The following is a 25,588-nucleotide window of genomic DNA, read 5'->3' as shown; positions in this document are numbered from 1 at the left end:
GGTTTACAGGTGCGCCAGTATGCCCGGTCTGTCTGGCTTAGTTAAATCTGTCGAGTCGCCAGCAACCTGTTGTTGGTAGGCCTTGGGTGACAGGCCGAACCAGCCCTTGAAGGCTTTGTAGAAGGCACTCGGCTCGCTGAAGCCCAGTTCGCGGCTTAGCGCCTCGATCCGGCAACCGGGCTGTTGCAGGCGTTGCAGCGCATGTTGGCGGCGTACCTGCGCCAATAGTTCGGAGAAACAGCAGCCTTCTTCACGCAGGTGGCGGTGCAGGGTTTGCCGGCTGATGGCCAGGTGCCGCGCCACCCCGTCCGCCGACAGATCACCGCTGAGCAGGTTCTGCTCGATCAGCTGCAATACCTGCAAGCGGGTGCTGTGCTGCGTTGGCAACTGTGCCTGCATGGCGCTGACCCGTTGCTGCATCAGGTCCTTGAGGTAGGCACTGGCGCCCAGCACCGCTAGCTGTAGATCGCTCTCCAATATGTCGAGGTAGTCGAAGGGCTCGGCAAAGCGTGGCGATACCCCGAACACCTGGCGATAGATCGCCGGGGCTGTCAGTGGCGCATGACGAAAGCCCACGGCCTGCGGCACCAGGCGCACCCCCGTGAGCTGACGCGCCCAGCACAGTGCCGAACTGAGGCTGTGCTCGCTGATTACGGGGTGGCCGAGCAGCGGCGCATTGAACAGAAAGTGGATACGCACCCGCCCGGCAAAGGATTCGACGCGCAGGCTTTCGCCCTCGCTCATCACCGGGATATAGCGGCGAAACAGCTCAATGGCTTCGCCCAGCGTGGCGCTCTGCGCAGCCAGATGGGCAACCGGCCCGCGGGTGTGCAGGCCGCGCTGCTGGCCGACCAGCAGGCCGATTTCCGCACGCGCGCCACGGCTGGCCGCGCGTTGCCAGAGCTGCAAGGCCCAGCGCACTGGCACGCGCATTTCCAGGTTTTTCAACTGCTCCAGCTCGACGCCCAATTCTTCCAGGTCATCCGGGCCGGCGAGGTCGAAGCCCTGCAGCGTCATGTACAGATCGAGCAACTGTGAAGCGGTTGCGCTGGGTATGTGGGGCAGTGCCATGGGGCGTCCTTTTCCAACCAGGGTCATGCGATTGTGCGTCGCCGGTGAGACAAATTGCCACAGTGATGCAACCTCTGGCTATTAAACGCGCAGCAGCGAGCGACTAGATTGGCCGGCAAACAACATCGAGTGCTTCGCACCGCCTGGAGTCCTGCACCATGAGTCATGCTGACCTGATCACCTTGCCCCGCCTGCTGTCGCGCTTGCCCCGTCTGCTGGTTGACCTGCCCGCCATCGTCAAGGGGCTGCATATTGGCAACCGCAGCCGTGGCGACTACCCCGTCAGCCTGGCCAGTTGTATCGAGTCGGCGGCCCGTGACAATCCACAGGGTGTGGCCTTGATTCAGGGCGACGAGCAACTCACCTACGCCGAGTTCGACCGCTGGGCCAATCAGCTGGCGCACTACCTGCGTGCTCACGGCCTGCGCCAGGGTGACAGCGTGGCGCTGATGTTCGAGAACCGCTTCGAGCTGCTCGCCGGGGTGGTCGCCTGCGCCAAGCTCGGCGCCGTCAGTGCGCTGATCAACAGCAGCCAACGCGGCCGTGTGCTGGCCCACAGCATCAGCCTGGCATCACCGCGCATGGTGCTGGTGGGCGAAGAATTGCAAGACGCCTTCACGGAAATCGCCGCTGAGGTGGCGTTACCCGCCGATGCCTGCCACTACTTTGCCGACCGGCCAACCTGGCGTGATCCGGGTGAGGCTCCTGTCGGCTGGCAACACCCAGCTGCCGCGCTTAAGGATTATCCCGTCGATGCGCCGCTGCTGGAGCGCCCGGTGCGTGCCGACGACCCCTGTTTCTATATCTACACCTCCGGTACCACCGGCCTGCCGAAAGCCGTGGTGTTCAATCACGGGCGCTTTATGAAAGGCTACGGGGCCTTTGGTTTCGCGGCTGTACGCCTGGGCCGCGAGGACCGCATGTACGTCAGCCTGCCGTTCTATCACGGCACCGCCATGGTGGTGTGCTGGGGCTCGGTACTGGCCGGCCAGGCGGCGTTGATCATGGTGCGCAAGTTCAGCGCCAGCCGTTTCTGGGATGAAGTGGAGCGGCATCGGGCGACTGCCTTCGGCTATGTCGGCGAGCTGTGCCGTTATCTGCTCGATCAGCCAGCACGCGCGAGCGACGCTGCCAACCCGATCCGCGTGATGGTCGGCAATGGCCTGCGCCCGAGCATCTGGCAGGCATTCAAGCAGCGCTTCGCGGTCGAGCGGGTGGTCGAGTTGTATGCCTCCAGTGAAGGCAATATCGGTTTCACCAACCTACTCAATCTGGATAACACCGTGGGCTTCTCGCCTTACCCCTACGCCATCGTTCGCTACGATCAGGAACGCGAGGCGCCGCTGCGCGAGAACGGTCACCTGCAGCGCGTGGCCAAGGGCGAGGCGGGCTTGCTGCTGGGCAAGATTACCGACAAGTCGCCGTTCCACGGTTACACCAATGCACGCGACACCGAGCGTTGCATCCTGCGCGATGTATTCGAACCGGGCGACGCCTGGTTCAACACCGGCGACCTGATGCGCGACATGGGCTTTCGCCACGCGCAGTTTGTCGACCGCCTGGGCGATACCTTCCGCTGGAAGGGCGAGAACGTTTCCACTACTCAGGTCGAAGCGGTGCTGGATGGCGTGGCCGGGGTCAGCGAAACCGTGGTCTATGGCGTCGAGGTGGCCAACACCAATGGCCGTGCCGGCATGGCCTGTATCCGTCTGGCCTGTGCGCCGGAGGCTTTTGATTTCCAGGCCCTGCTTACGCACTTGCGCCAGGAACTGCCGACCTACGCCGTGCCGCTGTTCTTGCGTTTGAGTGCTGAAATGGAAACCACCGGCACCTTCAAGCACAAGAAAGCGCCGCTGAAGGAGCAGGCCTACGACCTCGACCGCTGCCGCGATCCGCTGTATGCCTGGCTGCCCGGCTCTGACCGCTATGTGCCGCTGACCCGTGAGCTGCACGCGGCCATCAGCGCCGGCAACTACCGTTACTAAGGCCTGACACTTGACTCGCCCCTCGTGTATCGAGGGGCGTTCAACCGCAGGTCAGGCGGATGATCACTTCGCTTTCATCGATATCGATATTCAGGCGCTGCGGGTTGTAATCCATGGTCGCGGCGTCGCCGGGGGCGAGCACGCGCAGGGTTTTGGCGTTGGCCTGCTGTTGCACCTGCTCGATCAGCTCGCTGCTGGCGGTCTGGCCGAGTACGCCGTGAACCTGCTCGACATCGCAGTCGCCGCTGATTTCGGCTGCTTGCTGGGCGGGCGGCTGTGAGCTGCAACCGGCCAGCAGGGCCAGCAGGCTGAGGCTGGTGAGGGCGTGACGAAGAGCCATGATCTATTTCCTTGTCTGCATAAAACTCGGGTCAGCCTAGCAGCCGCATCCGTTGTAGCTCAACGTCGGGCTGGTCAATCAGTCAGGTTACTGCATCAGCATTTCCGCAAGCCCGGCCAACTTCCCTACAATTGCGCTTTTCCCCAGAGCAGGAGGTTCTGTGCAAGCGGTGATCTCGATTCAACAGCTGAGCAAGACCTACGCCAGTGGCCACCCGGCCCTGCAGGACATCAACCTGGATATTCGCCCCGGCGAAATCTTTGCCTTGCTCGGCCCCAATGGCGCAGGCAAGACCACGCTGATCAGCATTATCTGCGGCATCGTCAATCCAGGTGGCGGGCGGGTGCTGGTGGGCGGCAAGGACATCATCAAGGACTATCGCGCCTCACGTTCGCAGATCGGCCTGGTGCCGCAGGAGCTGGTCAGTGACGTGTTCGAAACCGTCTGGGCGACGGTGAAATTCAGCCGTGGCCTGTTCGGCAAGAAGCCCGATCCGGCCTATCTGGAGCAACTGCTCAAGGACCTGTCGCTGTGGGAAAAGCGCGACGCGAAGATTTTCGAGCTGTCCGGCGGCATGAAGCGCCGGGTGATGATCGCCAAGGCGCTCTCCCACGAGCCGCAGATTCTGTTCCTCGACGAGCCCACTGCCGGCGTTGACGTCGAGCTGCGTCGCGACATGTGGAACATGGTGCGCAGTCTGCGTGAGCGCGGCGTGACCATCATCCTCACCACCCATTACATCGAAGAGGCCGAGGAAATGGCCGATCGCATCGGGGTGATCAGCAAGGGCCGGATCATTCTGGTGGAAGACAAGCAGGCGTTGATGCACAAGCTCGGCAAGAAGCAGTTGACCCTGCAGCTGCAGCAGCCTCTGGCGAGCATCCCTGCGGAGCTTACGCGCTACCCGCTGGAGCTGAACGACGAGGGCCGCGCGCTGGTGTTTACCTTCGACACCCAGAGCGAGCACACCGGCATCGCCGAGCTGCTCAAGGACCTCGCCCAGCATGGCATCGACTTCAAGGATTTACAGTCCAGCCAGAGTTCGCTGGAAGAAATCTTTGTGTCCTTGGTCAAGGAGTCGCGCGCATGAATTTCTACGCAATCCGTGCCATCTACCTGTTCGAACTGGCGCGCACCTGGCGCACCCTGCTGCAGAGCATCGCCACCCCGGTGATCAGCACGTCGCTGTATTTCGTGGTGTTCGGTTCGGCCATCGGTTCGAGCATGACCCAGGTGCAGGGCGTCAGTTACGGCGCGTTTATCGTGCCAGGGCTGATCATGCTGGCGCTGCTCACCGAGAGCATTTCCAACGCTTCGTTCGGCATCTACATGCCCAAGTATTCGGGGAGCATCTACGAGCTGCTGTCAGCGCCAGTGTCCTACCTGGAAATCCTGATTGGCTATGTTGGCGCGGCGGCCACCAAGTCGATCATTCTCGGCCTGGTGATCCTGATTACCGCGCGGCTGTTCGTGGACTTCGAGATTCTCCATCCGCTGTGGATGCTGGCGTTTCTGGTGCTCACCGCGCTGACCTTCAGCCTGTTCGGTTTCATCATCGGCGTGTGGGCCGATGGCTGGGAGAAATTGCAGGTGGTGCCGGCCTTGATCGTCACGCCGCTGACCTTCCTCGGCGGGGCCTTTTACTCGATTAGCATGCTGCCGCCAGCCTGGCAGACGGTGACGCTGTTCAACCCGGTGGTGTACCTGATCAGCGCGTTCCGCTGGAGCTTCTACGGCGTGTCCGACGTCAACGTTGGCCTGAGCCTGGCGATGATTCTCGGCTTTCTGCTGCTGTGCATTCTGGCGGTGGGCGTGATTTTCAAAACCGGTTATCGGCTGAAGAGCTGACGCACATCTAATGCGTTAGGGTGAAATTGTTCAGCGTGCCGCGGGAGGGATGAGTGGACAAGGATCAGTCAACTGCATTGCAGGCCCAGCTCGCGCAGCTCTACCGCGATGAATCGCGCCGTGTACTGGCCACCCTGATTCGCCTACTGGGCGATTTCGACCTGGCCGAAGAGGCGCTGCACGAGGCCTTTCGTGCGGCCCTGGAGCAGTGGCCGCAGAGCGGCGTGCCGGCCAATCCGCGCGCCTGGCTGGTGTCGGCGGGGCGCTTCAAGGCCATCGATACCCTGCGCCGGCAGCGGCGCTTTCAGCTGCTGGATGAACAGGTCGACCTGGCCGATGACGCATCGGTAGATGAAGCTGAGCTGCTCGAAGACGACCGCCTGCGACTGATCTTTACCTGCTGCCACCCGGCGTTGGCCAGCGATGCCCAGGTCGCCCTGACCCTGCGCGAAGTCTGCGACCTTGGCACCGAGGACATCGCCCGCGCCTTTCTCACCACGCCCGCCGCCCTGGCGCAGCGCATCGTCCGTGCCAAGGCGAAAATTCGCGATGCGCGCATTCCTTATGAGGTGCCTGGCCGCAGCGAGTTGCCCGAGCGGCTGGATGATGTGCTGCGGGTGATTTACCTGGTGTTCAATGAAGGCTATTTCGCCAGTTCTGGCGATTCGCTGACTCGCACGCATCTGTCCGATGAGGCCATCCGCCTGGCGCGTCTGCTGCTGGAGCTGCTGCCCGAACCGGGAGTGCAGGGCCTGCTGGCGCTGATGCTGCTGCACGAGTCGCGACGCAGTGCGCGCAGTTCGGCCAGCGGTGAAGCGGTGCTACTGGAGCAGCAGGATCGCAGCCAGTGGGACCGTGCGCTGATCACCGAAGGCGATGCCCTGGTGCTGCAGGCCCTGCATTCGCGGCGCTTCGGCGCTTACACCCTGCAAGCGGCGATTGCCGCCGTACATGCCGAGGCTGCCAGCGCCGAGCAGACCGACTGGGCGCAGATTGTCGGGCTCTACGATGCGTTGCTGCGTATCAGCCCCTCGCCGGTGATTGAGCTTAATCGCGCCGTGGCGGTGGCCATGCAGCACGGCCCTGAGGCTGGCTTGGCGCTAATCGACGCGCTGCTGACCCGCGGCGAGCTGGGCGATTATCACCTGGCCCATGCCGCACAAGCCGACCTCAATCGCCGCCTGGGTCGTGTGCAGCCTGCACGCGAGGCCTATCAGCGCGCCCTGGAGCTGGCTCAGCAGGGCGCGGATCGGCAATTTCTGCAGATGCGCCTGGATCAGCTGGCGGCCGACTAAGCCGTTATCCGCCTGGCAGATCCCTGCTGCTTGGCTACCGTTGGTCGGGCCTGAAATATTTTTTACCTGGGCTGTCGATTCTGTGCCGCGCCATTCGATTAGTCGGTAACCGCGTCACACCACCGGAGAACGCCATGAAATACCTGTGCCTGGTCTACAGCAACGAGCATGCGCTGCATAACTCGCCCGACAGCCCGCGTGATGAGGAGTGCTTTGCCTACGCCGAGTCGGTGGTGCAGAGCGGCCGCATGCTTGCTGCCGAGGCCCTGGAATCGGTGCAGACGGCCACCACCGTGCGCATGCGCGGCGGCAAGCTGTCGATCACTGACGGGCCATTTGCTGAAACCAAGGAACAGCTGGCAGGTTTCTATCTGGTGGAAGCCCGCGACCTCAATGAAGCCATCCAGTTGGCCGGGAATATTCCGGCGGCGCGAGTTGGTTGCGTCGAGGTACGTCCGGTTCGCGAGTTGCAGGTTTGACCTAACCCCCACGTAAGGAGAGTCGACATGAACAGCACCGCACACGCACCGATTCAACAACTACTGGACTCCTGGGCTGCGGCCTGCCGCAGCAAGGATGTCGAGCGCATCATCAGCCACTATGCCGAGGATGTGGTGGCCTATGACGCCATCGGCCCGCTGCGCTTTCAGGGCCGCGCGGCTTACCAGGCACACTGGCAAGCCTGTATGGCGATGTGCCCCGGACATACCCTGTTCGAGGTTCATCAGCCGAGCATTCTGCTCAGTGGCGAGCTGGCGGTTGCGCATTACCTGCTCAATTGCGGCGGCACTGACGACAAGGGCGAACTGCATACCAGCTGGATGCGCGTAAGCCAGTTTTATCGCCTGCAAGGCGGACGATGGCTGATTGCCCACGAGCATTTCTCCATGCCGGGCGATATGGAAAGCGGAAAAATTTTGTTTGAGTTGCAGCCGTAGTTCGCTAACGCACGGGGCACAAGGGCTGTAGCCAATTGCCGGCTATGGCGCTGCCGATTTGTGGCTACGACCAACGTCTTAGGGCTTGCCTAAAGGGGGGCTTAGTGGCGTAGGCTGGAGTCGTCGCCTTGCTTGGCGACGCTATTCGCGAACAGTTGAAGAAGGAAAGCTTTATGCAAATCCAAGTTCACAGCGATAACCACATCGAAGGCAGCGCACGGTTGGTGGAGTGGGTGAGTGCCAGTGTTGCCAGCAAGTTGGAACGCTTCGATGACGAACTGACCCGTATCGTCGTCCACCTGCATGACGACAACGGCGCCAAAGCCGGCGCACATGACAAGCGCTGCCAGATCGAAGCTCGGCCAAAAGGCCTGCAACCTCTTTCCGTGACCCACAAGGCCGAGTCCCTGGAGCAGGCCATCGACGGTTCTATCGAAAAACTGCACCACGCCCTTGAGCATCAGTTCGGCAAACTGCGCAGCAAACGCGCCACGCCGCTGCATACCAATGAAGCCGCTGATCTGGGCCAGGATGCACTGCTGGAAGAGGACTTCCTCGCCGAGGAGCAGCTGCGCGCGGTCTGACAATTTACGGGCCGGCGGTTGACCGGCGGCCCATCCACTCCTTGCTCGCGCCCCCGCAGGTTTCTGCGGGGGCGCTGTCGTTTCAGGGGGCGGTAGCGGTGTAGCCAGCAGCGGCAAGCACCTGCCCGAGGCGGCAAGACGATTCCGCTCATAGGCGACTCAACAGGCTGAAATAGCGGTTTTACTGGGCTGTAGAGCGCTGGCCCATATCCTGCAGTGCCCTGGCCAACTGACAGTTGCAGGGATTTGCCATGACCAGTATTTCCAACAATTCGCCGCTGGCGAGTTACTTCAGCAACAGCGCCAAGCCCAGCGCTGCGAGCACCAAAACTACCGGTGGCGCGGATACCGCCGGCACCACCACCGCGCAGGACCCGCTTGGCGAAATCCGCCGCTTTGCCAGCGAGGTGGTAGCCCATAGCTGAGGTGGTTTGCTGCGTGCACTGCAGGCTGACAGCAGCGGCGCGAGCGGCTCGATTGCCAGCGACCGTTACCGCCCGGTGGCCGAGCAGAACAGTGGCAACTCGATGATCACCCTGCCCGATGTTGCGACGATGGATCGCGACGATGCGGCCAAGCTGCTGGCACAGATCAACAAACTGGTTGAATCCGGTATGGACAAGACCGGCACCTTTGTCGGTTACAACGGTGATAAGCAGACCGACTCGTTGGCGACCTATCGTGACTGGCTGCAAGCCAGGGGTGGCGTCAGCATCTACGTCTGAGAACTTGTTTGCGATCTGCTGCGCGTCGGCCCTACTGCGTTAAAAACAGGCTCGGCCTGCTCATTTACAGCTCGTAAACTCCGCGTCCTCGCCTGCTTTTGCCTTGTATGGCTCTAGCTCGCGAGATCGTGAACAGGTTCTGAGCCGCCCCAACTGCTGCATTACTGGATAGTTTTGCGTTGGCCTGTTGTCAGAGAAGTGGGCTGGCGCCGCTGCTTCAGGTGCGCCAAGATCAGCAAGCCCTGCCGTGTGGGCATTGTCAGATCGAGGGATTCTATGGGTCGCAGGTGGTTTACGCGGGCGTTCATCGCCCTGATGCTGGGGTTGTCGCAGGGCGGCGTACAGGCTGCTGAAGAAGCGCAACTGGTTGGCTTGATTAACCATTATCGCAGTGAGGTGCAGCGCTGTGGCACCCAGGCCTCCGAAGAACTGCCGCCCCTGAGTGCCGACCGGCGCCTGCTGCTGCCGGCCACAGGCCGCGCGGATTTGCAGGCCGCCATGGCCAGCAGCGGCTACCCGATGGTCAACGTGCAGGCCATCAGCCTGTCCGGCCCGCGTGATGCTGCCTCGGCCTTGCAGGTGCTCAAGGAAAGCTTCTGTCAGATCGTGCTCGACCCGCAGTTTGTCGATATCGGCGTCAGCCGCCAGGACCGCGACTGGCGCATCCTGCTGGCGCGGCCGTTGCTGGCCGGCCGTCTGGGCGATTGGCAGGCCGAAGGGCAGAAGTTGCTGGAGCAGGTCAACCAGGCACGCACCACCGCTCGCCAGTGCGGTAGCCAGCACTTCGCCCCGGCACCCGCGCTGGGCTGGAATGAGTTGCTGGGCAGCACCGCACACACCCACAGCCGGGCCATGGCCAATGGCAATTTCTTCGCCCACCAGGATCAGGATGGCCGCACCCCTGGCGACCGCGCCGAACTGGCCGGCTACGGCGGCCAGCGTGTGGGCGAAAACATAGCCGCTGGGCTCGATAGCGCGAGCAAGGTGGTGGCCGGCTGGTTGGCCAGCCCCGGTCATTGCGCCAACCTGATGAACCCACAGTTCACTGAACTGGGCGCGGCCTACGCCAGCGACCCGAAGAGCGATGCGGGCATCTACTGGACTGCCATGTTTGGTGCGCCGTAACAGCCAACATATCGAGCCCCTCCGTTATTTAAGCGGCGGGTGATTCCTGTGCTTGGCCGTGGTGTGTGCGGCCAGGTTCATCAGCTGTTGAAATTTTGGGCACGCCAGGTGGTTTTCCGCCGGGCAGGAGGCGGCGTGGCGCAGGCCGTCGCGGATGGCGCTGAGGCGTTTGATACTGCGGTCCAGCTCGTCGGCTTTGGCTTGCAGTTGGGCGCGGTCAATCGCCGGCTGGGTCCCTGTGGCGAGCATGGTGGCGATTTCGTCCAGGGAAAATCCGGCTTCGCGGCCCAGCGCAATCAGGGCCAGGCGCTGGATCACCGATTCGCTGAACACCCGCCTGAGGCCGTTGCGGCCGATGGAACTGATCAGGCCTTTCTCTTCGTAATAGCGCAGCGTTGACGCTGGTAAACCGGACCAGCGTGAGACTTTGCCGATATCCATCTCTTTCATCCTTGACCTCAAGTTGGCTTGAACTGGCAGGCTTATGAAAACAGCCTTTCAGACAAAGCAAAAGAGGTGGATATGAACAGTCAATGGATCCTGCACGTGCTGGTGGTGGGCGTGGGTGCAACGCTGCTGATGGATGTCTGGGCACTGGCGCGGCGGCGCGTATTCGGCATTGCCTCGCTCGACTACGCCCTGGTTGGCCGTTGGCTGGGGCATATGCGCCATGACTGTTTCCAGCATGCGGCCATCGGCAAGGCGCAAGCGGTGCGCGGCGAACGGCTGTTGGGCTGGGGCAGCCATTACCTGATCGGCGTTGCCTTTGCCGGCCTGTTTGTCGCGCTGGTAGGGCCGCAGTGGCTATGCCGGCCGACGCTGTGGCCGGCGCTGCTGTTGGGTGTGGTCAGCGTGGCGGCGCCGTTGCTGCTGATGCAGCCGGGGTTCGGCATGGGGGTTGCCGCTTCACGGACGGCCAAACCCTGGCAGGCCAGGGGGCGGGCGCTGCTTACCCACCTGGTATTCGGCGTGGGTGTGTACCTGGCCGGCTGGTTGGGGGCGCAGTTGTTTAGTGCGCCCCTCTGCGGTTAAAGCCAGCCGCTTAAGCCAACACCTGCGCCAGGTGCTGTTCGTAGCGTGCTATATCGGCTTCGATAGCTGGGCGCTTCATCACGTCGACGCAGAGGAAGGTCGGCAGGGCGCGCATGCCGAGAAACTGGTTGGCCTTGTGGAAGGGCAGGTACACGGCGTCCACACCTTTGCCTTCAAAGAAGTCAGTCGGGTCGTCGAAGGCTTGCTGCGGCGCGTTCCAGGTCAGTGACAGCATGTACTGCTTGCCCTGGATCAGGCCGCCGCTGCCGTACTTTTGCGAGGCGTCCGAGCGGGTGCGGCCGTCGTTGGCGTAGAGGCTGCCGTGGCCTGCGGTAAACACCTCATCAATGTATTTCTTCACCGTCCAGGGCGCGCCCATCCACCAGCCGGGCATCTGATAGATGATCACGTCAGCCCAGAGGAATTTCTGCACTTCCTCGGCGACGTCGTAGCCGCTGTCGATATGCGTGTGCTTGAGGTCGAAACCGGCGCGGTCGAGAAAGGCCAGTGCGGTGTCGTGCAGCGTGGCGTTGTAACGGCCGTCGGAGTGGGCGAACTGTTTACCGCCGTTGAGCAGCAGAATCTTTTTCATGGCAGGGGTCTCGGGAAATGGATGGCGCCATGCTAGGGCGTGCAGGCGGGTCGAAACAGCCGCTGGCGGGCAAATGACCTGTGACTAAAAGGCATGAATGCGCGGGCTTTGGCTGTTATAGGGTAAATAAACCCACCCTGCCTGGAGCCCCAAATGGCTGATCAATACGGATTTATCCTGCACGCCCACACCCGCCCGGAGAAGGCCGCCGCGTTCGAGGCGTTGTTTCGTGCCTATGTCGAACCCAGCCGTGCCGAGGCCGGTTGCATGGCCTACCACATGCTGCGTGATCGCCAGGACCCGACGCTGTTTATCTTCTATGAGGTCTGGCAGTCACGGGAGCATCTGGCCATCCACAGTGCCTTGCCGCATATGCGCGAGTTTTATGAGCGGCGCATGGAGTACTTGCGCCGTGATTTCGAGATTCGTGAGATCGAGATGCTCAGCCCGGCACGCTAGCGCCGGGCTGCTTGCGTTTACTGCTGCGGTGCCGCTGTGCTGTCTGCGGCAGCGGACCAGATGCGGTAGCGCACCTGCACATCCGCCGGGGCGTAGATCACCAGTGGCAGTTTGCTGTTGTAGCGCACCAGCAAGGGTTCGCCGCCCACCGGGACAAATGCCTGCTGGCGGCTGTTGTCGGGGCAGGCCATCAGGGTGCTCATCGCCGGGCCGACCTGACCCAGCTCGTAGTAGTTGTAGCCCCAGCCTTCGACGGTCTTCTCCTGCCACTGGCCACCCAAACGCTGGGAGTTGCAGTCCACTTCCAGGGTTTTGCCAGCAATCAGTTCAACCTTGTGCTCGGCCTCATTGGCCTGGGCCGGCAGCTCGATCACATGGCGTTGATAGCCTGCGGCGGCTGCCGGGTAAGGCTTGAGCGCCTCCGGTGTGGCGGCGCAAGCGGCCAGCGGCAGGGCGCAGGCGAGAACGAACAGGGGCAGTTTTGGCGAGGTCATAAGCAGTCCTGAGTAAGGGGCCTTGTGGGCCGTCCGTGGAACAAACGTGCCGGGTTGGCAGCGCAGCCAACTGACTCTTGTGCATAGGTGAAGTTCCTCGGCTTGGCAAACCGCAGCTGGCCAGGGAGGCCATTCGGGTATCGCCAGCCGCGGTCAGCCGGCGTCCGTCAGCGGCTGCTGTGCGAGCACGTAGCGTTTGCCGCCGCTGCGTTTGGCCACGTACATGGCCTCATCCGCGTACTGCACCAGCTGCAACTCGTTCTGGCAGTGCTGGGGGTACAGCGCAATCCCCAGGCTTGGCGCACTGAGCAAATGGTGGCCGTCGAGCAGGTAGGGCGCGCTGAGGGCGGTGATGATTTTCTCGGCCACCAGGGTGGCATCCTCCTGGCGGCCGATGTTGTCCAGAATCACCGCAAACTCGTCGCCACCCAGGCGACCCACCGTATCCGACTCACGCACGCACTGGCGCAAACGCCGCGCCACTTCCTGCAACAGCAGATCGCCGGTGCCGTGGCCGAAGCTGTCGTTGATCTGCTTGAAGTTATCCATGTCGAGGTACAGCACCGCCAGCTGCAGGGCGTCGCGTTTGGCCCGTTGCAGGGCGCTGCGCAGGCGGTCGAGAAACAGCGTGCGGTTGGACAGTTCAGTCAGTTGATCGTACTGGGCAAGAAACTCCAGGCGCGACTGCGTGCGCTTGCGCTCAATTGCCGTGGCCACCTGGTTGGAGACAAATTGCAGCAGCTCCTGGTCCTGTTCGCTGTAGCGCACCTTGGCGCTGTGGTTCTGCAGCACCAGTGCGCCGATGGTCTGGGTGCCCGAGATCAGCGGCACGCCAAGCCAGTCCAGAGCAGGCGCTGCGGCCTCGGGTTCATGCTGGGCAAGCCAGTGGCTGGCGGTGTCCGGCGTCAGCAGCAGGGCGTAGCCGGTGCGGATTACCTCGGCACAGAAGCGGCGGGTGGCGGCGGGCGTGGCGCATTGCTCGGCCTGATAGGTCAGGCTCAGCTGATCACTCGCCGCGTCATACAACGCCACGCAGAAATGCCGGGCGGGCAGCAGCTGCGCCATCACCTCATGCACGCGGCCATAGAGCATGTGCAGATCACCTGCCGCGTGGGCCGCTTCGGAGACGGCATACAACGCCGCCTGAACTGCCTCGGCTCGCTTGCGTCGGGTGATATCACGCGCCACACCCACGCGCACCAGCTCGGCCTCCAGCCACTGGGCGGACCACATGATGTGCACGATATGGCCGTCTTTGTGGATGTAGCGGTTTTCGTGATCGTGCGAGGGCTGGCCTGAGTTGATCTGCTTGACCAGCGCGCGGGTGGCGGCGCGGTCGTCGGGGTGCATCAGTTCAAAGGCGGTGCGGCCGATCATCTCTTCGGGGCGGTAGCCGAAAACCCGTTCGCTGGCCGCGCTAACGGACAGAAAGCGGCCCTCTATATCCACTACGCAGACAACGTCCAGCAGCAGATCCAGTAGTTTGTCGTGAGGCAGGTACGGGTTTGACGTCATGGCAGTGAATATACTGCCCTGTCTGCGCGGTTCGCCAGCGCTATGGTGGCTTTCTGCCCGCGTTTTCTCTGTGCTCGCCCTGGTATGGCTACGTCAATGCACGGTCAGCCGCTCGCGCACCAGCGCCTGCGCCTGCTGGGCCATCTGGTCGAGCAGGCGGTCGCGCTGCTTCTCCGCATCGCTCATGGCCCGCTTGCCGTGCTGCTTGAGCAGGTAGGCGTGAATCTGCCGGACTTCCGTGGACTGGAAGATCGGCGCCAGGTCCTGCACCGCCAGCATGCCGTTGGCGCTGTGGTCGCGGGTGCTCATCAACACCTGCGGCCCACGCGCGGCCAGCACCTGAAAGCCCATGGCCTCGAAGGTGGCGACCTTGCCCGCCACGCAGGCCAGTTCGGCGTGCGGGTGGCGATCGACCATCTGCTGCAGCATGGCGCGGGCAATTCCGTGGCGTCGCTGGCTGGCCTGCACGGCCATATAGGCCAGGGTGCAGGCGTCGGGTGCGTCCTGGGCCGGCAGGTACAGGGCAAAACCGAGCACCTGCGACGGGTCCTGATCACTCAGGGCGAGGATCAGGCGTGCGCTGCTTGGCTGCGCACTGTCCATGGCGCGCAGGTACAGGTGCATTTCATAGCCGATCACGTACTGGTACAGCTGATACAGCGGGTTGCTCGGCGTCAGCGATACCGGGCTGATGTCGCTGAGGTAGTCCATCACCATCTGCAGCACCTGGCTGTTCAGCGATTCGGGTGGCGGGCTATCCAGGTGTACAAGGGTGAACATCGTCAGTCTGGCTCCGGGGCGTGCGCGAGGGCGCTAGTGTAACGCCCTCGGCTGACGTGCTGGGTGGACAAACCATGAGTGATTCACCTGGTTGCGCGGCAGGTTTTCAGGCCGGCTCAGGGGTGCGGTTTACCTGCAACGCTCGTTGCAGCTGCAGCACCAAGGCATCGACCTTGCTAAGGGCTTGAGCCACCGACTCGGCCAGCAGTTCCCCGCAGACTTCCTGACCCTCGATGGCAATCTGGTGCACCTGGGTAATGCCGATAAAGCCGAGGCTGGTGATCAGGCTCGGTTCCAGGTGGTTCATATGCGCCAGCTCGCCGCCCACGCCAAAGCCGACACCGCCACGGGCGCTGAGGATAACCGCATGTCTTGGCCGATCGGCCAGCAGCGGCACGTAAGGGTCGAGCGGGTTGCCCTCATTGATACCCATGGTTCTGCCAGGGCGCACGATCTGGTCGATCCATGCCTTGAGTGCGGCCGGCATGCCGAAGTTGTAGAGCGGCGCGCCGATCACCAGCACATCTGCGGCAATCAACTCATCCACCAGCTGATCGCTCTCGCTCAGCGTGTCGTGCATCCACGGTTCGCGTTGCTCCTTGGGGGTAAAGGAGGACGCGACCCAGTCGTGGTTGATGATCGACGGCGGCGTCTGGCCGATGTCGCGGTAGGTGAGGCTGTCCTGCCCACGCCTGGCCAGCCATTGGCTGACAAAGCGCTGCGTGAGGTTGCGGCTGTGCGAGCCGTGTTGATCCTTGCCGGCGAGGCCGGGGCGGGCGCTGGCGTCCAGGTGCAGGATATGTGGCATGTCGAGTCTCCTTTCGAAGTTGAATTCATCTGTTGTTCGCAGCAGAATCAGGCTAAGTTCAGCCCATACGGGCGACAAACGACGATTATTTTCAGGTACGGATGAGGTAGATTCATCTATGGCGCAGCGCTGGTTACCTTCGCTTTCCGCCTTGCGCGCCTTTGAAGCGGCTGCACGCCACCAGAGCGCCAAGCAGGCTGCCGAAGAACTCTCGGTGACGGCCACGGCGATCAGCCACCAGATTCGCGCCCTGGAAGAGTCGCTCGGGGTCGCGCTATTTCTGCGCAAGCCGCGCCAGTTGGAACTGACCGCCCAGGGACGCGAGTTGCAGCAGGTGCTGGAAAGCGCCTTCGACAGCATCAGCGCCACGGCGGTACGCCTCAGCGCAGTGCCCTGTCGCCAGGCCATCACGCTCAGCACCACACCTGCGGTGGCGGTGCGCTGGTTGCTGTCCTGGGTGTGCATGCTGCGCGATGCCCATCCAAATATTGACCTGCGCATCCACGCCTCCCATGAGCCGGTGGCGCTGGATGGCGTTACCGCCGACATTGCCATCCGTTATGGCGACGGCCGCTGGCAGGGGCTGGTGGCGGAGAAGCTGTTCGACAACAGCTTTATTCCGGCCTGCAGCCCGCACCTCGGTTTGCACGATGCCGCCGAGCTGCCCAAGCATTCGCTGATTCACTTCCGCAATCAGGCTGCAGTGTCTTCACCGCTGGATTGGGCCTTGTGGCAGAAGCAGGCCCAGGTGCCAGGGCTGGACGTCAACGCCGGGCTGGTGTTCTCCGACGAGACCCATGCCGTCTCGGCCGCCATCGGCGGGCAGGGCGTGGCGCTGATGAGCCGTCAGCTGATCGAGGATGAATTGCGTGAAGGGCGCCTGGTACAACCCTTCGGCCCGGAACTGGAAGGCAAGCCGTTCTTTCTGGTGTACCCGGAAAACCGCAAGAGTGATCCGACCATTCAGGCCGTGCGCGATTGGGTGATGGCCGTGCCGGGCGGGCTGTGTACGTTGTAGGTTGGGCTGTATAGCAGCAGCTTGGCGGGGGCTGTGGAATCCAGCTGGGTTGCCACTTGTAGCGTGCAAGCACCTGGCCATGGCACCTGCTAGCCATCCGTGCCAAGCTTTGCCGGTAGATAAGCGAGAGGTTTTGTCATGGATCTGCAGAAAATTGAGGATGAAGCCCTGCACCTTCCCAAGAAGGAGCGGGCACAGCTGATTCAGCGGTTGGTCCTGAGTCTGGATGCGCCCTCAGAAGAAGAGCTGCGAGCAGACTGGTTGCTTGAGGCGCGGCGGCGAGCAGAAGAGCTGGATAGTGGCGCGGTTCAGGCTGTGCCCGGTGATGAGGTGATGAAGAAGGCCAGAGCCCTGATTCGATGAATTACTCTTTTCACCCGGCAGCGGAAGCCGAGTTTTTGGAATCAGTCGGTTATTACGAATCGAAGGTTTCTGGATTGGGTGGGGCTTTCATCATGGAGTTCGAAGCTCTGGCCGCATTGATTGGCGAGTCACCGAAAGCCTGGCGTGTTGAACTTGAGCCAGATATTCGCAGCGTTCCCTTGCAGCGCTTTCCGTTATCCATCGTTTACCGGGAAACGTCTGACGGTTTTCAGGTGCTGGCTGTTGCCCATCATCGCCGCCGCCCGCAGTACTGGCTTGGCAGGTTTTAACGCATCGATTAGCACTGCTTGCCACATCTCGTGAATTTTTATCGAGCGCGTGGGAGGGGCTTTAGCCGCGAGCTTTGCTGCTTCTTTTGGGGCTTTGTCTGCGCCGCTTATGTGTTGGCCGGGCTAACGGTTCCGCCCTTACGGCGGCTCACTTTTGGCAGACGCCCCAAAAGTAAGCAAAAGGTCTTGCCCCTTGCATCCGGCCCGACTTCGTCGGGTTCCCTCGCTCCATCATTGCTCCAAGGGCCCGCCGCGAAGGGCCATCCCTGGCCCATCGCGGCTCTCGCGGCATCCATGCCGCTCAACCCCTTGACTCGCTTCGCTCGCCCTTCGGGCCAGCCTGCGGCTGTTACTTCGCTGCGCTCCGTTTCACAACGATTCCACTCGGCCTTCTGATGGGGCGTTTGTCCTGGCCCGAGTGGATTGGTTCGGCGGGGCGATTCACAGTACAGCTAGTATTAGCAGTAGGAATATTACAAGATAAAAAGTCTGTCTGTAGTGTTTTTTAGAAAGAATCTCATCCATGGTTATTCGCTTTTAAGTTGGCTGTTTTATAGTGGTTTTATTTATTCTAAAGTAAAGCCCCGCACTAGGCGGGGCTTTTAGTCTTAAAGCGCCACCCCAAACATCCATTTCAGGTAAAGCGCTCTTAATCTCTTTAGTGAGTGACTGGAATCAATCCCAGCTCAACGCCCCACCAGTCTGATACTCAATAACCCGCGTCTCGAAGAAGTTTTTCTCTTTCTTCAGGTCCATGATTTCCGACATCCATGGGAACGGGTTAGTCGTACCTGGGTACTCTTCCTTCAAACCAATCTGGGTCAGGCGACGGTTAGCGATAAATTTGAGGTAGTCCTCCATCATCGCGGCGTTCATGCCCAGTACGCCGCGCGGCATGGTGTCGCGTGCGTATTCGATTTCCAGTTGGGTGCCCTGCAGGATCATCTGGGTGGCTTCGTCTTTGAGCTGGGCATCCCACAGGTGCGGGTTTTCGATCTTGATCTGGTTGATCACGTCGATGCCGAAGTTCAGGTGCATGGACTCGTCACGCAGGATGTATTGGAACTGCTCGGCGACGCCGGTCATCTTGTTGCGGCGACCCATGGAGAGGATCTGGGTAAAGCCGCAGTAGAAGAAGATGCCTTCCAGTACGCAGTAGTAGGCGATCAGGTTGCGCAGCAGTTCTTTGTCGGTTTCGACGGTGCCGGTATTGAACTGCGGATCGGAGATGGCGCGGGTGTATTTCAGGCCCCAGGATGCCTTTTTCGCGACGCTCGGGATCTCGTGGTACATGTTGAAGATTTCGCCTTCATCCATGCCCAGCGATTCGATGCAGTACTGGTAGGCATGGGTGTGGATCGCCTCTTCGAAGGCCTGGCGCAGGATGTACTGGCGGCACTCGGGGTTGGTGATCAGGCGGTACACGGCCAGGGCCAGGTTGTTGGCGACCAGGCTGTCGGCGGTGGAGAAGAAGCCGAGGTTGCGCATGACGATGCGGCGTTCGTCGTCGGTCAGGCCGTCGGCGCTTTTCCACAACGCGATGTCCGCGTTCATGTTCACTTCCTGCGGCATCCAGTGGTTGGCGCAACCATCCAGATACTTCTGCCAGGCCCAGTCGTACTTGAAGGGTACGAGCTGGTTGAGGTCGGCGCGGGCGTTGATCATCTGCTTGTCGCCGACCTGTACGCGGGCAGCGGAGCCTTCCAGTTCGTCCAGGCCTTCCTGGATGTCGAGCTGGTCGAGGGCGGCTTTGGCGCGGGCCACGGCGGCGCTGTCGTCAGCGGCCACGGCGCGGGCTTCGACGGCGGCGGCACCGCCGGCCTGGTCGAGTTTGTCGATGTTCATATCTGCCAGTTGGGCAGTGGCTTTGCTTGCTACAACGGCGTCGGCGCCGTCTTCCTTGTCGAATTCATCCCAGCTCAGCATGGCTTGGCTCCTGCTTGCGGGCCGGTGAAAGTGCCGGCCTGTATGGATATACAGATAGTTCTGATTATGTTCCGTTGCGTATCGCGCGCAAGGGTAAAACGGGTACCGCTGGTCGGGGTGGCTCTAGTGGCTGGCCGTTGCCCCGAAACCCACGCCGGGTAGGGCGGGGGTTGGTAATAAGTGGGGAGGGCGGTGTTGCTTTTGCCCCTCTCCCTAACCCTCTCCCCGAAGGGGCGAGGGGATAAAACCGTGTGTTGCTTGTGCTCTTCGCTCGACGTTCGAGCGCGTAGCTGAGCGAGTGAGCGCTAGGCGCCTGGTCGGTTGGAACCCCTGAGCATACGACTGTATGTGATGGGGGCCGACCGATCAGGCAACAACGCGCGCGCCGCTCAGATCCGCGCGCTTACTGACAAGCCTCGCAGTCTGGTTCGTCGATGGCACAGGCCTTTGGTACTGGCGCCGGGCCTGCGCTCATTTCCACTTCCGGGGCCTTGGCCGGTGCTGCGCTCAGGCCATCGTTGCCACCACTGGACACGGCATTCAGCTTGCCGGTGTTGATGGTGGACTTCTCGGTGCTGGTCGCGGCCAGGGCACGGAGGTAGTAGGTGGTTTTCAGGCCACGGTACCAAGCCATGCGGTAGGTCACGTCGAGTTTCTTGCCCGAAGCGCCGGCGATGTACAGGTTCAGCGACTGCGCCTGGTCGATCCACTTCTGGCGACGGCTGGCGGCATCGACGATCCATTTGGTGTCGACTTCAAACGCGGTGGCGTAGAGGTCTTTCAGCTCTTGCGGGATGCGCTCGATCTGCTGCACGGAACCGTCGTAGTACTTCAGGTCGTTGATCATTACCGAGTCCCACAGGCCGCGAGCTTTGAGGTCGCGTACCAGGTACGGGTTGATCACGGTGAATTCGCCGGACAGGTTCGATTTCACATAGAGGTTCTGGTAGGTCGGTTCGATCGACTGCGATACGCCGGTGATGTTGGCGATGGTGGCGGTCGGTGCGATGGCCATGATGTTCGAGTTACGGATGCCTTTCTGCACGCGGGCACGGATCGGCGCCCAGTCCAGGGTTTCGTTGAGGTCAACGTCGATGTACTTCTGGCCACGGGCTTCGATGAGGATCTGCTGGGAGTCGAGCGGCAGAATGCCTTTGCTCCACAGCGAACCCTGGAAGGTTTCGTAGCTGCCGCGCTCGTCGGCCAGGTCACAGGAGGCCTGGATGGCGTAGTAGCTGACGGCTTCCATCGACTTGTCGGCAAATTCCACAGCGGCGTCGGAGCCGTACGGGATGTGCTGCAGGTACAGGGCGTCCTGGAAGCCCATGATGCCGAGGCCGACCGGACGGTGTTTGAAGTTGGAGTTACGCGCCTGCGGCACCGAGTAGTAGTTGATGTCGATAACGTTATCGAGCATGCGCACGGCGACCTTGATGGTCTTTTCCAGCTTGGCGGTGTCCAGCTTGCCGTCGACGATGTGGTTCGGCAGGTTCACGGAACCCAGGTTGCACACGGCGATTTCGTCGGCGTTGGTGTTCAGGGTGATCTCGGTGCAGAGGTTGGAGCTGTGCACCACGCCCACGTGCTGCTGCGGGCTGCGCAGGTTGCATGGGTCCTTGAAGGTCAGCCATGGGTGGCCGGTCTCGAACAGCATCGAGAGCATTTTGCGCCACAGGTCTTTGGCCTGGATGGTCTTGAACAGCTTGATCTTGCCGTACTCGGTGAGGGCTTCGTAGTACTCGTAGCGCTCTTCGAAGGCTTTACCGGTCAGGTCGTGCAGGTCTGGCACTTCGCTCGGGCTGAACAGGGTCCACTTGCCGTCGTCGAACACGCGCTTCATGAACAGGTCCGGGATCCAGTTGGCGGTGTTCATGTCGTGGGTGCGGCGACGGTCGTCACCGGTGTTCTTGCGCAGCTCGATGAACTCTTCGATGTCCATGTGCCAGGTTTCCAGGTAGGCGCAGACCGCGCCCTTGCGCTTGCCGCCCTGGTTAACTGCTACTGCGGTGTCGTTGACCACTTTGAGGAACGGCACCACGCCTTGCGACTTGCCGTTGGTGCCTTTGATGTAGGCGCCCAGGGCGCGTACTGGGGTCCAGTCGTTGCCCAGGCCGCCAGCAAATTTGGACAGCATGGCGTTGTCGTGGATGGCGTTGTAGATGCCCGACAGGTCGTCCGGCACGGTGGTCAGGTAGCACGAGGACAGCTGCGGACGCAGGGTGCCGGCGTTGAACAGGGTTGGGGTCGACGCCATGTAGTCGAAGGAAGACAGCAGGTTGTAGAACTCGATGGCGCGGTCTTCTTTCTGCTTCTCTTCAATCGCCAGGCCCATGGCCACGCGCATGAAGAACACTTGCGGCAGCTCGAAACGGGTGCCGTCCTTGTGGATGAAGTAGCGGTCGTAGAGGGTCTGCAGGCCCAGGTAGGTGAACTGCTGATCGCGCTCGTGGTTGATCGCCTTGCCGAGTTTTTCCAGGTCGAAGCTGGCCAGCACCGGGTTGAGCAGTTCGAACTCGATACCCTTGGCGATGTAGGCCGGCAGGGCCTTGGCGTACAGCTCGCTCATCTCGTGGTGGGTGGCGCTGCTGGCGACACCGAGGAAGCCCAGGCCTTCGGCGCGGATGTTGTCCATCAGCAGGCGGGCGGTGACGTAGCTGTAGTTCGGCTCACGCTCAACCAGGGTGCGTGCGGTCATCACCAGGGCGGTGCTGACGTCGCTTTGCGCCACGCCGTCGTAGAGGTTTTTCAGGGTTTCTTTCTGGATCAGTTCGCCATCGACTTCGGCCAGGCCTTCGCAGGCTTCGCGGATGATGGTGTCCAGGCGGCCCATGTCCAGCGGCGCAACGCTGCCGTCGAGGTGGGTGACGCGGATGCTCGGGTGCGGCTGGGCGATTTCGCTGCCGGCACTGGCCTTGCGTTTGTTGGCCTGGGCTTCGCGGTAGATCACGTAGTCGCGGGCGACTTTCTGCTCGCCGGCGCGCATCAGGGCCAGTTCAACCTGGTCCTGAATTTCTTCGATATGGATGGTGCCGCCGGACGGCATGCGGCGTTTGAAGGTGGCGGTGACCTGCTCGGTCAGGCGTGCGACGGTGTCATGGATGCGCGACGAAGCGGCAGCGGTGCCGCCTTCTACCGCGAGAAAGGCTTTGGTGATGGCAACGGTGATCTTGTCATCGGTGTATGGCACCACGGTGCCGTTACGCTTGATCACCCGCAGTTGACCTGGCGCGGTGGCGCTCAGGCTCTGGTTGTCATCGGTAGCCTGCGGCGCATTGGCCTGCGGGTTCTCGCGAGAGGTGTCGGTGTGCATGAAAGTCTCCATGTTCTGTATTTATTAGTTAGACGCTTTGCCGTCGATCACTGCCGGCTACTGCCTTCATTCCATTTCAACAATACCGTGGGCACAGCCAGAGGCCGGGTACACGGGGGCTTGCAAATTGGGCAGGGAAGGAACGACTAAAGCGCCTTCCTGGCTCAAAAGTCACACGTCAAGGCGTTTTTGCGCCTCAACTACTACATCTAGTGGTGCAACCGCGTGTGCGGTTGACCGGTTATTCGTGCTCAGGTGCGCACTGCGCGACGCTGGAGCCAAACCTGCCGGGCTAGCGCAGGCGTACTGCATAAAGCGTTTCAGGCCACCGGTGACGGTCTGGGACCAGGCCGTGTGCGAGTCATTCTTCTTCTGTCCGGTTGCCAAGCTAAACCCAACATGTGGTGGGTGTCGCGCGATTGGCATACAAGATAATGCGCTGTGTGGGGTATTGCAAGGCAATCGAGCGCTAACAACCTGTGGATAACTTGTGGGTGGTTTGTGGGTTAAACCGACCGAATGACGGCAAGCCCGTGTACTGGCTGGGGTGTACCGTTCGTCGGTGTTGAACGGGGTTTTTCTGCCTGTTGCACAAGCGTGTTCTGGCTCACAGACGGATACTACATCTAGTGTTTTTGCAAGTTTTTGGCATGCGCTGTGCACTGCCCGGTGCATTGCTACAATGCCGACCGTTTTGGTCTTGTCTGGGAGTCCGTTGTGGAGCAGCAGTCGTGGCACATTCTTATTGTCGAGGACGACCAGCGTCTGGCCGAGCTGACCCGTGAGTACCTGCAGGGCAATGGCCTGAATGTGTCCATCGAGATGGATGGCGCACTGGCGGCTGCACGGATTCTGCAGGAGCAGCCGGATCTGGTGATTCTCGACCTGATGCTGCCCGGCGAAGACGGTCTGTCGATCTGCCGCAAAGTGCGTGGGCAGTACGACGGGCCGATTCTGATGCTCACCGCGCGTACGGATGACATGGACCAGGTGTTGGGCCTGGAGATGGGCGCCGATGACTACGTGTGCAAACCGGTGCGCCCGCGCGTGCTGCTGGCGCGTATCCGTGCGCTGCTGCGGCGCCATGAAGGCAGCAGCGAGGCGCAGGCCCCCAGCGAGCGGCGCCGTCTGCAATTCGGCCAGCTGGTGATCGACAGCGCCATGCGTGAGGCCTGGCTGGGCGAGCAGAGCATTGAGCTGACCAGTGCCGAATTCGACCTGCTGTGGCTGCTGACCTCCAATGCCGGGCGGATTCTCTCGCGCGAAGAAATCTTCAACGCCCTGCGTGGTATCGAGTACGACGGCCAGGACCGCTCAATCGACGTACGCATTTCGCGCATCCGCCCGAAGATCGGCGACGACCCGATGCACCCACGGCTGATCAAGACCGTGCGCAGCAAGGGCTATCTGTTTGTCGCTGAAGCCGCCGAGGCCATGGCATGAACTGCGTTGTGGCCGGCTGATGAACTCGATCTTTCTGCGCATCTATGGCGGCATGCTGGCGGTGCTGGTGTTGGTGGCGCTGCTTGGCGTCGGCGCCTTGCAGTTGCTCAACGAAGTGCGCGTGGATCAGTACCGCGAGCGCCTGGCGCAGGGCACGTTCCGCCTGATGGCCGACAACCTCGCGCCGATGGTGGAGATCGAGCGGCGGCGCGCGGTGACGGTATGGGGACGGTTGCTCGGGATTCCGTTGCGCATCGAGGCGTTGGATGAGGCTAGCCTGGACAGTGGTGTGCGCAACAGCCTGCGCCGTGGGCAGGTGCTGGTGCAGCAGACCGGGCCGCATGAAGCGCGCATTTACAGTCAGTTGGCGCAGCAGCCGCTGTTGCTGGTGGCGGATGTGCAGCAGGTCAGCGAGCAGTTGGCACGTGCCACCAGCTTTCTGCTGATCGATGAGCTGGTGCGCTACCCCTGGGATGAACAGCCGCGCCGGCTGGCAGCGCTGAAACAGGACAAGCAGTTCGGCTTCGACCTGCGCCTGGTGCGCCTCGATCAGGCTGACCTCGACCCCGATCAGCGTCGCCGGGTCGATGAAGGCGACACGGTGATGGCCCTGGGTCGTGGTGGCGACAGCATCCATGTGTTCTCCGGCATCGTCGACACGCCCTGGGTGCTGGAAATCGGCCCGCTGTACCAGATGAATCCCTATCCGGCGCAGTGGCTGGTGCTGATTGGTGCGCTGGGCCTGAGCCTGATCGGCTTGATGGTCTACCTGCTGGTGCGGCCGCTGGAGCAGCGCCTGAGTGATTTGGAGGGCGCCGCCACACGCATCGCCAGTGGCCGTCTGGATGCCCGCGTGCCGACCAGAGGCAGTGATTCGGTGGGGCGTCTGGCGGCTGCCTTCAACGCCATGGCCGAGCACTTGCAGCGCTCCTTGAGCATTCAGCGCGAGATGGTTCGTGCGGTGTCCCATGAACTGCGCACGCCGGTGGCGCGTTTGCGCTTCGGCCTGGAAATGATCGGTGATGCGGAAACCGAAGCCGCGCGGCGTAAATATATGGAGGGCATGGACAGCGATATCCAGGACCTCGACAAGCTGGTTGACGAGATGCTGACCTACGCGCGCCTGGAACAGGGCGCGCCGGCGCTGAACTTCCAGCAGGTCGATCTGGATGAACTGATCGATCAGGTGATTACCGAACTGGCACCGCTGCGCGCCAGCGTGCGCGTCGAACACGGCCCGTCACGTGATGCGCTGGATGGCAGTGGGGCGCTGGTTGAAGCTGAACTGCGCTACCTGCACCGTGCCCTGCAGAACCTGGTGAGCAATGCCATGCGTCACGCCGAATCACGGGTGCGGGTCAGCTATCAGGTCGGCCAGCAGCGCTGCCGACTGGATGTCGAAGATGACGGCCCCGGCGTGCCGGAAGAGGCTTGGGAGCATATCTTCACCCCCTTCCTGCGCCTGGACGACAGCCGCACCCGCGCCTCCGGCGGGCATGGCTTGGGCCTGTCCATCGTGCGCCGCATCACTTACTGGCATGGCGGGCGCGCGCAGATCAGCCGCAGCGTAAGCCTCGGCGGGGCATGCTTTACCCTGATCTGGCCGCGTAAGCAGGGCTGAGCGTGCCCTGATGTAATTCGGGGAGG

The 25,588-nt window shown here is 61.9% G+C and carries 27 protein-coding genes; 17 read left to right on the top strand and 10 right to left on the bottom strand.

What is annotated here, in order from left to right; all coding sequences use genetic code 11:
* Nucleotides 1-3 precede the first annotated feature (3 nt).
* A complete protein-coding gene (locus ACSQ17_RS03680) occupies nucleotides 4-1,071 on the bottom strand; it encodes an AraC family transcriptional regulator ligand-binding domain-containing protein (RefSeq protein ID WP_436067629.1) in 1,068 nt (355 codons plus the stop codon).
* 158 nt (nucleotides 1,072-1,229) lie between these two features.
* On the opposite strand from ACSQ17_RS03680, the gene ACSQ17_RS03675 reads away from it, so the two are divergent.
* Nucleotides 1,230-3,056 (top strand): long-chain-acyl-CoA synthetase, encoded by a 1,827-nt coding sequence (locus ACSQ17_RS03675; protein WP_436067628.1) that lies wholly within the window; start codon nucleotides 1,230-1,232, stop codon nucleotides 3,054-3,056.
* Nucleotides 3,057-3,096: 40 nt separating this feature from the next.
* Here the strand turns inward: ACSQ17_RS03675 and ACSQ17_RS03670 are convergent, their stop codons facing one another.
* Nucleotides 3,097-3,396 carry an I78 family peptidase inhibitor gene (locus ACSQ17_RS03670; protein WP_436067627.1) on the bottom strand — a complete coding sequence of 100 codons (300 nt, stop codon included), beginning with the start codon at nucleotides 3,394-3,396 and terminating at the stop codon, nucleotides 3,097-3,099.
* A 160-nt stretch (nucleotides 3,397-3,556) separates the two neighbouring features.
* Here ACSQ17_RS03670 and ACSQ17_RS03665 point away from each other — a divergent pair, with 160 nt between their 5' ends.
* From ACSQ17_RS03665 to ACSQ17_RS03625, 9 genes are all read left to right on the top strand, one after another.
* On the top strand, nucleotides 3,557-4,486 hold the full coding sequence (locus ACSQ17_RS03665) for an ABC transporter ATP-binding protein (RefSeq protein WP_436067626.1): 930 nt from the start codon (nucleotides 3,557-3,559) through the stop codon (nucleotides 4,484-4,486).
* Entirely contained in the window at nucleotides 4,483-5,244 is a 762-nt protein-coding gene (locus ACSQ17_RS03660; RefSeq protein WP_090251723.1) for an ABC transporter permease, read from the top strand. Before ACSQ17_RS03665 ends, ACSQ17_RS03660 begins: the two co-directional genes overlap by 4 nt.
* A 77-nt stretch (nucleotides 5,245-5,321) precedes the next feature.
* A complete protein-coding gene (locus ACSQ17_RS03655; protein ID WP_436070422.1) occupies nucleotides 5,322-6,539 on the top strand; it encodes an RNA polymerase sigma factor in 1,218 nt (405 codons plus the stop codon).
* Nucleotides 6,540-6,673: 134 nt separating this feature from the next.
* Nucleotides 6,674-7,018, top strand: a complete 345-nt coding sequence (locus ACSQ17_RS03650; RefSeq protein ID WP_436067625.1) for a YciI family protein — start codon at nucleotides 6,674-6,676, stop codon at nucleotides 7,016-7,018.
* Between the two features lie 27 nt (nucleotides 7,019-7,045).
* Nucleotides 7,046-7,477, top strand: coding sequence for a YybH family protein (locus ACSQ17_RS03645; protein ID WP_436067624.1), 432 nt, complete (start codon nucleotides 7,046-7,048; stop codon nucleotides 7,475-7,477).
* A gap of 173 nt (nucleotides 7,478-7,650) precedes the next feature.
* Nucleotides 7,651-8,061: an HPF/RaiA family ribosome-associated protein gene (locus tag ACSQ17_RS03640; RefSeq protein WP_436067623.1), complete on the top strand. Its 411-nt coding sequence runs from the start codon at nucleotides 7,651-7,653 to the stop codon at nucleotides 8,059-8,061.
* A 251-nt stretch (nucleotides 8,062-8,312) separates the two neighbouring features.
* The gene (locus tag ACSQ17_RS03635; protein WP_436067622.1) at nucleotides 8,313-8,486 is read left to right on the top strand and encodes a hypothetical protein; all 174 of its coding nucleotides are present in this window, start codon (nucleotides 8,313-8,315) and stop codon (nucleotides 8,484-8,486) included.
* Nucleotides 8,487-8,492: 6 nt separating this feature from the next.
* Complete coding sequence (locus tag ACSQ17_RS03630) at nucleotides 8,493-8,786, top strand: hypothetical protein (protein ID WP_436067621.1); 294 nt, start codon at nucleotides 8,493-8,495, stop codon at nucleotides 8,784-8,786.
* Nucleotides 8,787-9,101: 315 nt separating this feature from the next.
* Nucleotides 9,102-9,911 carry a CAP domain-containing protein gene (locus tag ACSQ17_RS03625; protein ID WP_436070421.1) on the top strand — a complete coding sequence of 270 codons (810 nt, stop codon included), beginning with the start codon at nucleotides 9,102-9,104 and terminating at the stop codon, nucleotides 9,909-9,911.
* A gap of 24 nt (nucleotides 9,912-9,935) precedes the next feature.
* Here the strand turns inward: ACSQ17_RS03625 and ACSQ17_RS03620 are convergent, their stop codons facing one another.
* Complete coding sequence (locus ACSQ17_RS03620; RefSeq protein ID WP_436067620.1) at nucleotides 9,936-10,361, bottom strand: helix-turn-helix domain-containing protein; 426 nt, start codon at nucleotides 10,359-10,361, stop codon at nucleotides 9,936-9,938.
* Between the two features lie 72 nt (nucleotides 10,362-10,433).
* Between ACSQ17_RS03620 and ACSQ17_RS03615 the strand changes: the two genes are divergently transcribed.
* Entirely contained in the window at nucleotides 10,434-10,943 is a 510-nt protein-coding gene (locus ACSQ17_RS03615; RefSeq protein ID WP_436067619.1) for a DUF2938 domain-containing protein, read from the top strand.
* Nucleotides 10,944-10,953: 10 nt separating this feature from the next.
* On the opposite strand, the gene ACSQ17_RS03610 is transcribed toward ACSQ17_RS03615, so the two are convergent.
* Nucleotides 10,954-11,535, bottom strand: coding sequence for an NAD(P)H-dependent oxidoreductase (locus ACSQ17_RS03610; protein WP_436067618.1), 582 nt, complete (start codon nucleotides 11,533-11,535; stop codon nucleotides 10,954-10,956).
* Between the two features lie 153 nt (nucleotides 11,536-11,688).
* Between ACSQ17_RS03610 and ACSQ17_RS03605 the strand changes: the two genes are divergently transcribed.
* Entirely contained in the window at nucleotides 11,689-11,994 is a 306-nt protein-coding gene (locus ACSQ17_RS03605) for a putative quinol monooxygenase (protein WP_436067617.1), read from the top strand.
* 17 nt (nucleotides 11,995-12,011) lie between these two features.
* Here ACSQ17_RS03605 and eco read toward each other — a convergent pair whose 3' ends face one another.
* The 4 genes from eco to ACSQ17_RS03585 form a co-directional block, all read right to left on the bottom strand.
* On the bottom strand, nucleotides 12,012-12,488 hold the full coding sequence (gene eco, locus ACSQ17_RS03600; RefSeq protein ID WP_436067616.1) for a serine protease inhibitor ecotin: 477 nt from the start codon (nucleotides 12,486-12,488) through the stop codon (nucleotides 12,012-12,014).
* A 153-nt stretch (nucleotides 12,489-12,641) separates the two neighbouring features.
* Complete coding sequence (locus ACSQ17_RS03595; RefSeq protein WP_436067615.1) at nucleotides 12,642-14,003, bottom strand: diguanylate cyclase domain-containing protein; 1,362 nt, start codon at nucleotides 14,001-14,003, stop codon at nucleotides 12,642-12,644.
* A gap of 93 nt (nucleotides 14,004-14,096) precedes the next feature.
* Nucleotides 14,097-14,783 carry a GNAT family N-acetyltransferase gene (locus ACSQ17_RS03590; protein ID WP_436067614.1) on the bottom strand — a complete coding sequence of 229 codons (687 nt, stop codon included), beginning with the start codon at nucleotides 14,781-14,783 and terminating at the stop codon, nucleotides 14,097-14,099.
* Nucleotides 14,784-14,889: 106 nt separating this feature from the next.
* The gene (locus ACSQ17_RS03585; RefSeq protein WP_436067613.1) at nucleotides 14,890-15,591 is read right to left on the bottom strand and encodes an FMN-dependent NADH-azoreductase; all 702 of its coding nucleotides are present in this window, start codon (nucleotides 15,589-15,591) and stop codon (nucleotides 14,890-14,892) included.
* A 118-nt stretch (nucleotides 15,592-15,709) separates the two neighbouring features.
* Between ACSQ17_RS03585 and ACSQ17_RS03580 the strand changes: the two genes are divergently transcribed.
* The 3 genes from ACSQ17_RS03580 to ACSQ17_RS03570 all read left to right on the top strand — a co-directional run bounded on the left by ACSQ17_RS03580 (nucleotide 15,710) and on the right by ACSQ17_RS03570 (nucleotide 17,262).
* Nucleotides 15,710-16,609, top strand: coding sequence for a LysR substrate-binding domain-containing protein (locus ACSQ17_RS03580; protein ID WP_436067612.1), 900 nt, complete (start codon nucleotides 15,710-15,712; stop codon nucleotides 16,607-16,609).
* A 138-nt stretch (nucleotides 16,610-16,747) separates the two neighbouring features.
* Entirely contained in the window at nucleotides 16,748-16,972 is a 225-nt protein-coding gene (locus ACSQ17_RS03575; RefSeq protein WP_257778774.1) for an addiction module protein, read from the top strand.
* Nucleotides 16,969-17,262 carry a type II toxin-antitoxin system RelE/ParE family toxin gene (locus ACSQ17_RS03570; RefSeq protein ID WP_424485031.1) on the top strand — a complete coding sequence of 98 codons (294 nt, stop codon included), beginning with the start codon at nucleotides 16,969-16,971 and terminating at the stop codon, nucleotides 17,260-17,262. Before ACSQ17_RS03575 ends, ACSQ17_RS03570 begins: the two co-directional genes overlap by 4 nt.
* 675 nt (nucleotides 17,263-17,937) lie before the next feature.
* On the opposite strand, the gene ACSQ17_RS03565 is transcribed toward ACSQ17_RS03570, so the two are convergent.
* Entirely contained in the window at nucleotides 17,938-19,188 is a 1,251-nt protein-coding gene (locus tag ACSQ17_RS03565; protein WP_436067611.1) for a ribonucleotide-diphosphate reductase subunit beta, read from the bottom strand.
* A gap of 403 nt (nucleotides 19,189-19,591) precedes the next feature.
* Nucleotides 19,592-22,498, bottom strand: coding sequence for a ribonucleoside-diphosphate reductase subunit alpha (locus ACSQ17_RS03560; protein WP_436067610.1), 2,907 nt, complete (start codon nucleotides 22,496-22,498; stop codon nucleotides 19,592-19,594).
* A gap of 717 nt (nucleotides 22,499-23,215) precedes the next feature.
* On the opposite strand from ACSQ17_RS03560, the gene ACSQ17_RS03555 reads away from it, so the two are divergent.
* Nucleotides 23,216-23,941 carry a winged helix-turn-helix domain-containing protein gene (locus ACSQ17_RS03555; protein WP_257778768.1) on the top strand — a complete coding sequence of 242 codons (726 nt, stop codon included), beginning with the start codon at nucleotides 23,216-23,218 and terminating at the stop codon, nucleotides 23,939-23,941.
* A 19-nt stretch (nucleotides 23,942-23,960) separates the two neighbouring features.
* On the top strand, nucleotides 23,961-25,562 hold the full coding sequence (locus ACSQ17_RS03550) for an ATP-binding protein (protein ID WP_436067609.1): 1,602 nt from the start codon (nucleotides 23,961-23,963) through the stop codon (nucleotides 25,560-25,562).
* The last annotated feature ends 26 nt before the right edge of the window (nucleotides 25,563-25,588 follow it).

The organism is Pseudomonas sp. LjRoot71, from assembly GCF_964253255.1.
Taxonomy (GTDB): Bacteria; Pseudomonadota; Gammaproteobacteria; order Pseudomonadales; family Pseudomonadaceae; genus Aquipseudomonas.
Note: the sequence above shows the minus strand (reverse complement) of the source record. Positions and strands in the feature narration are given on the sequence as shown.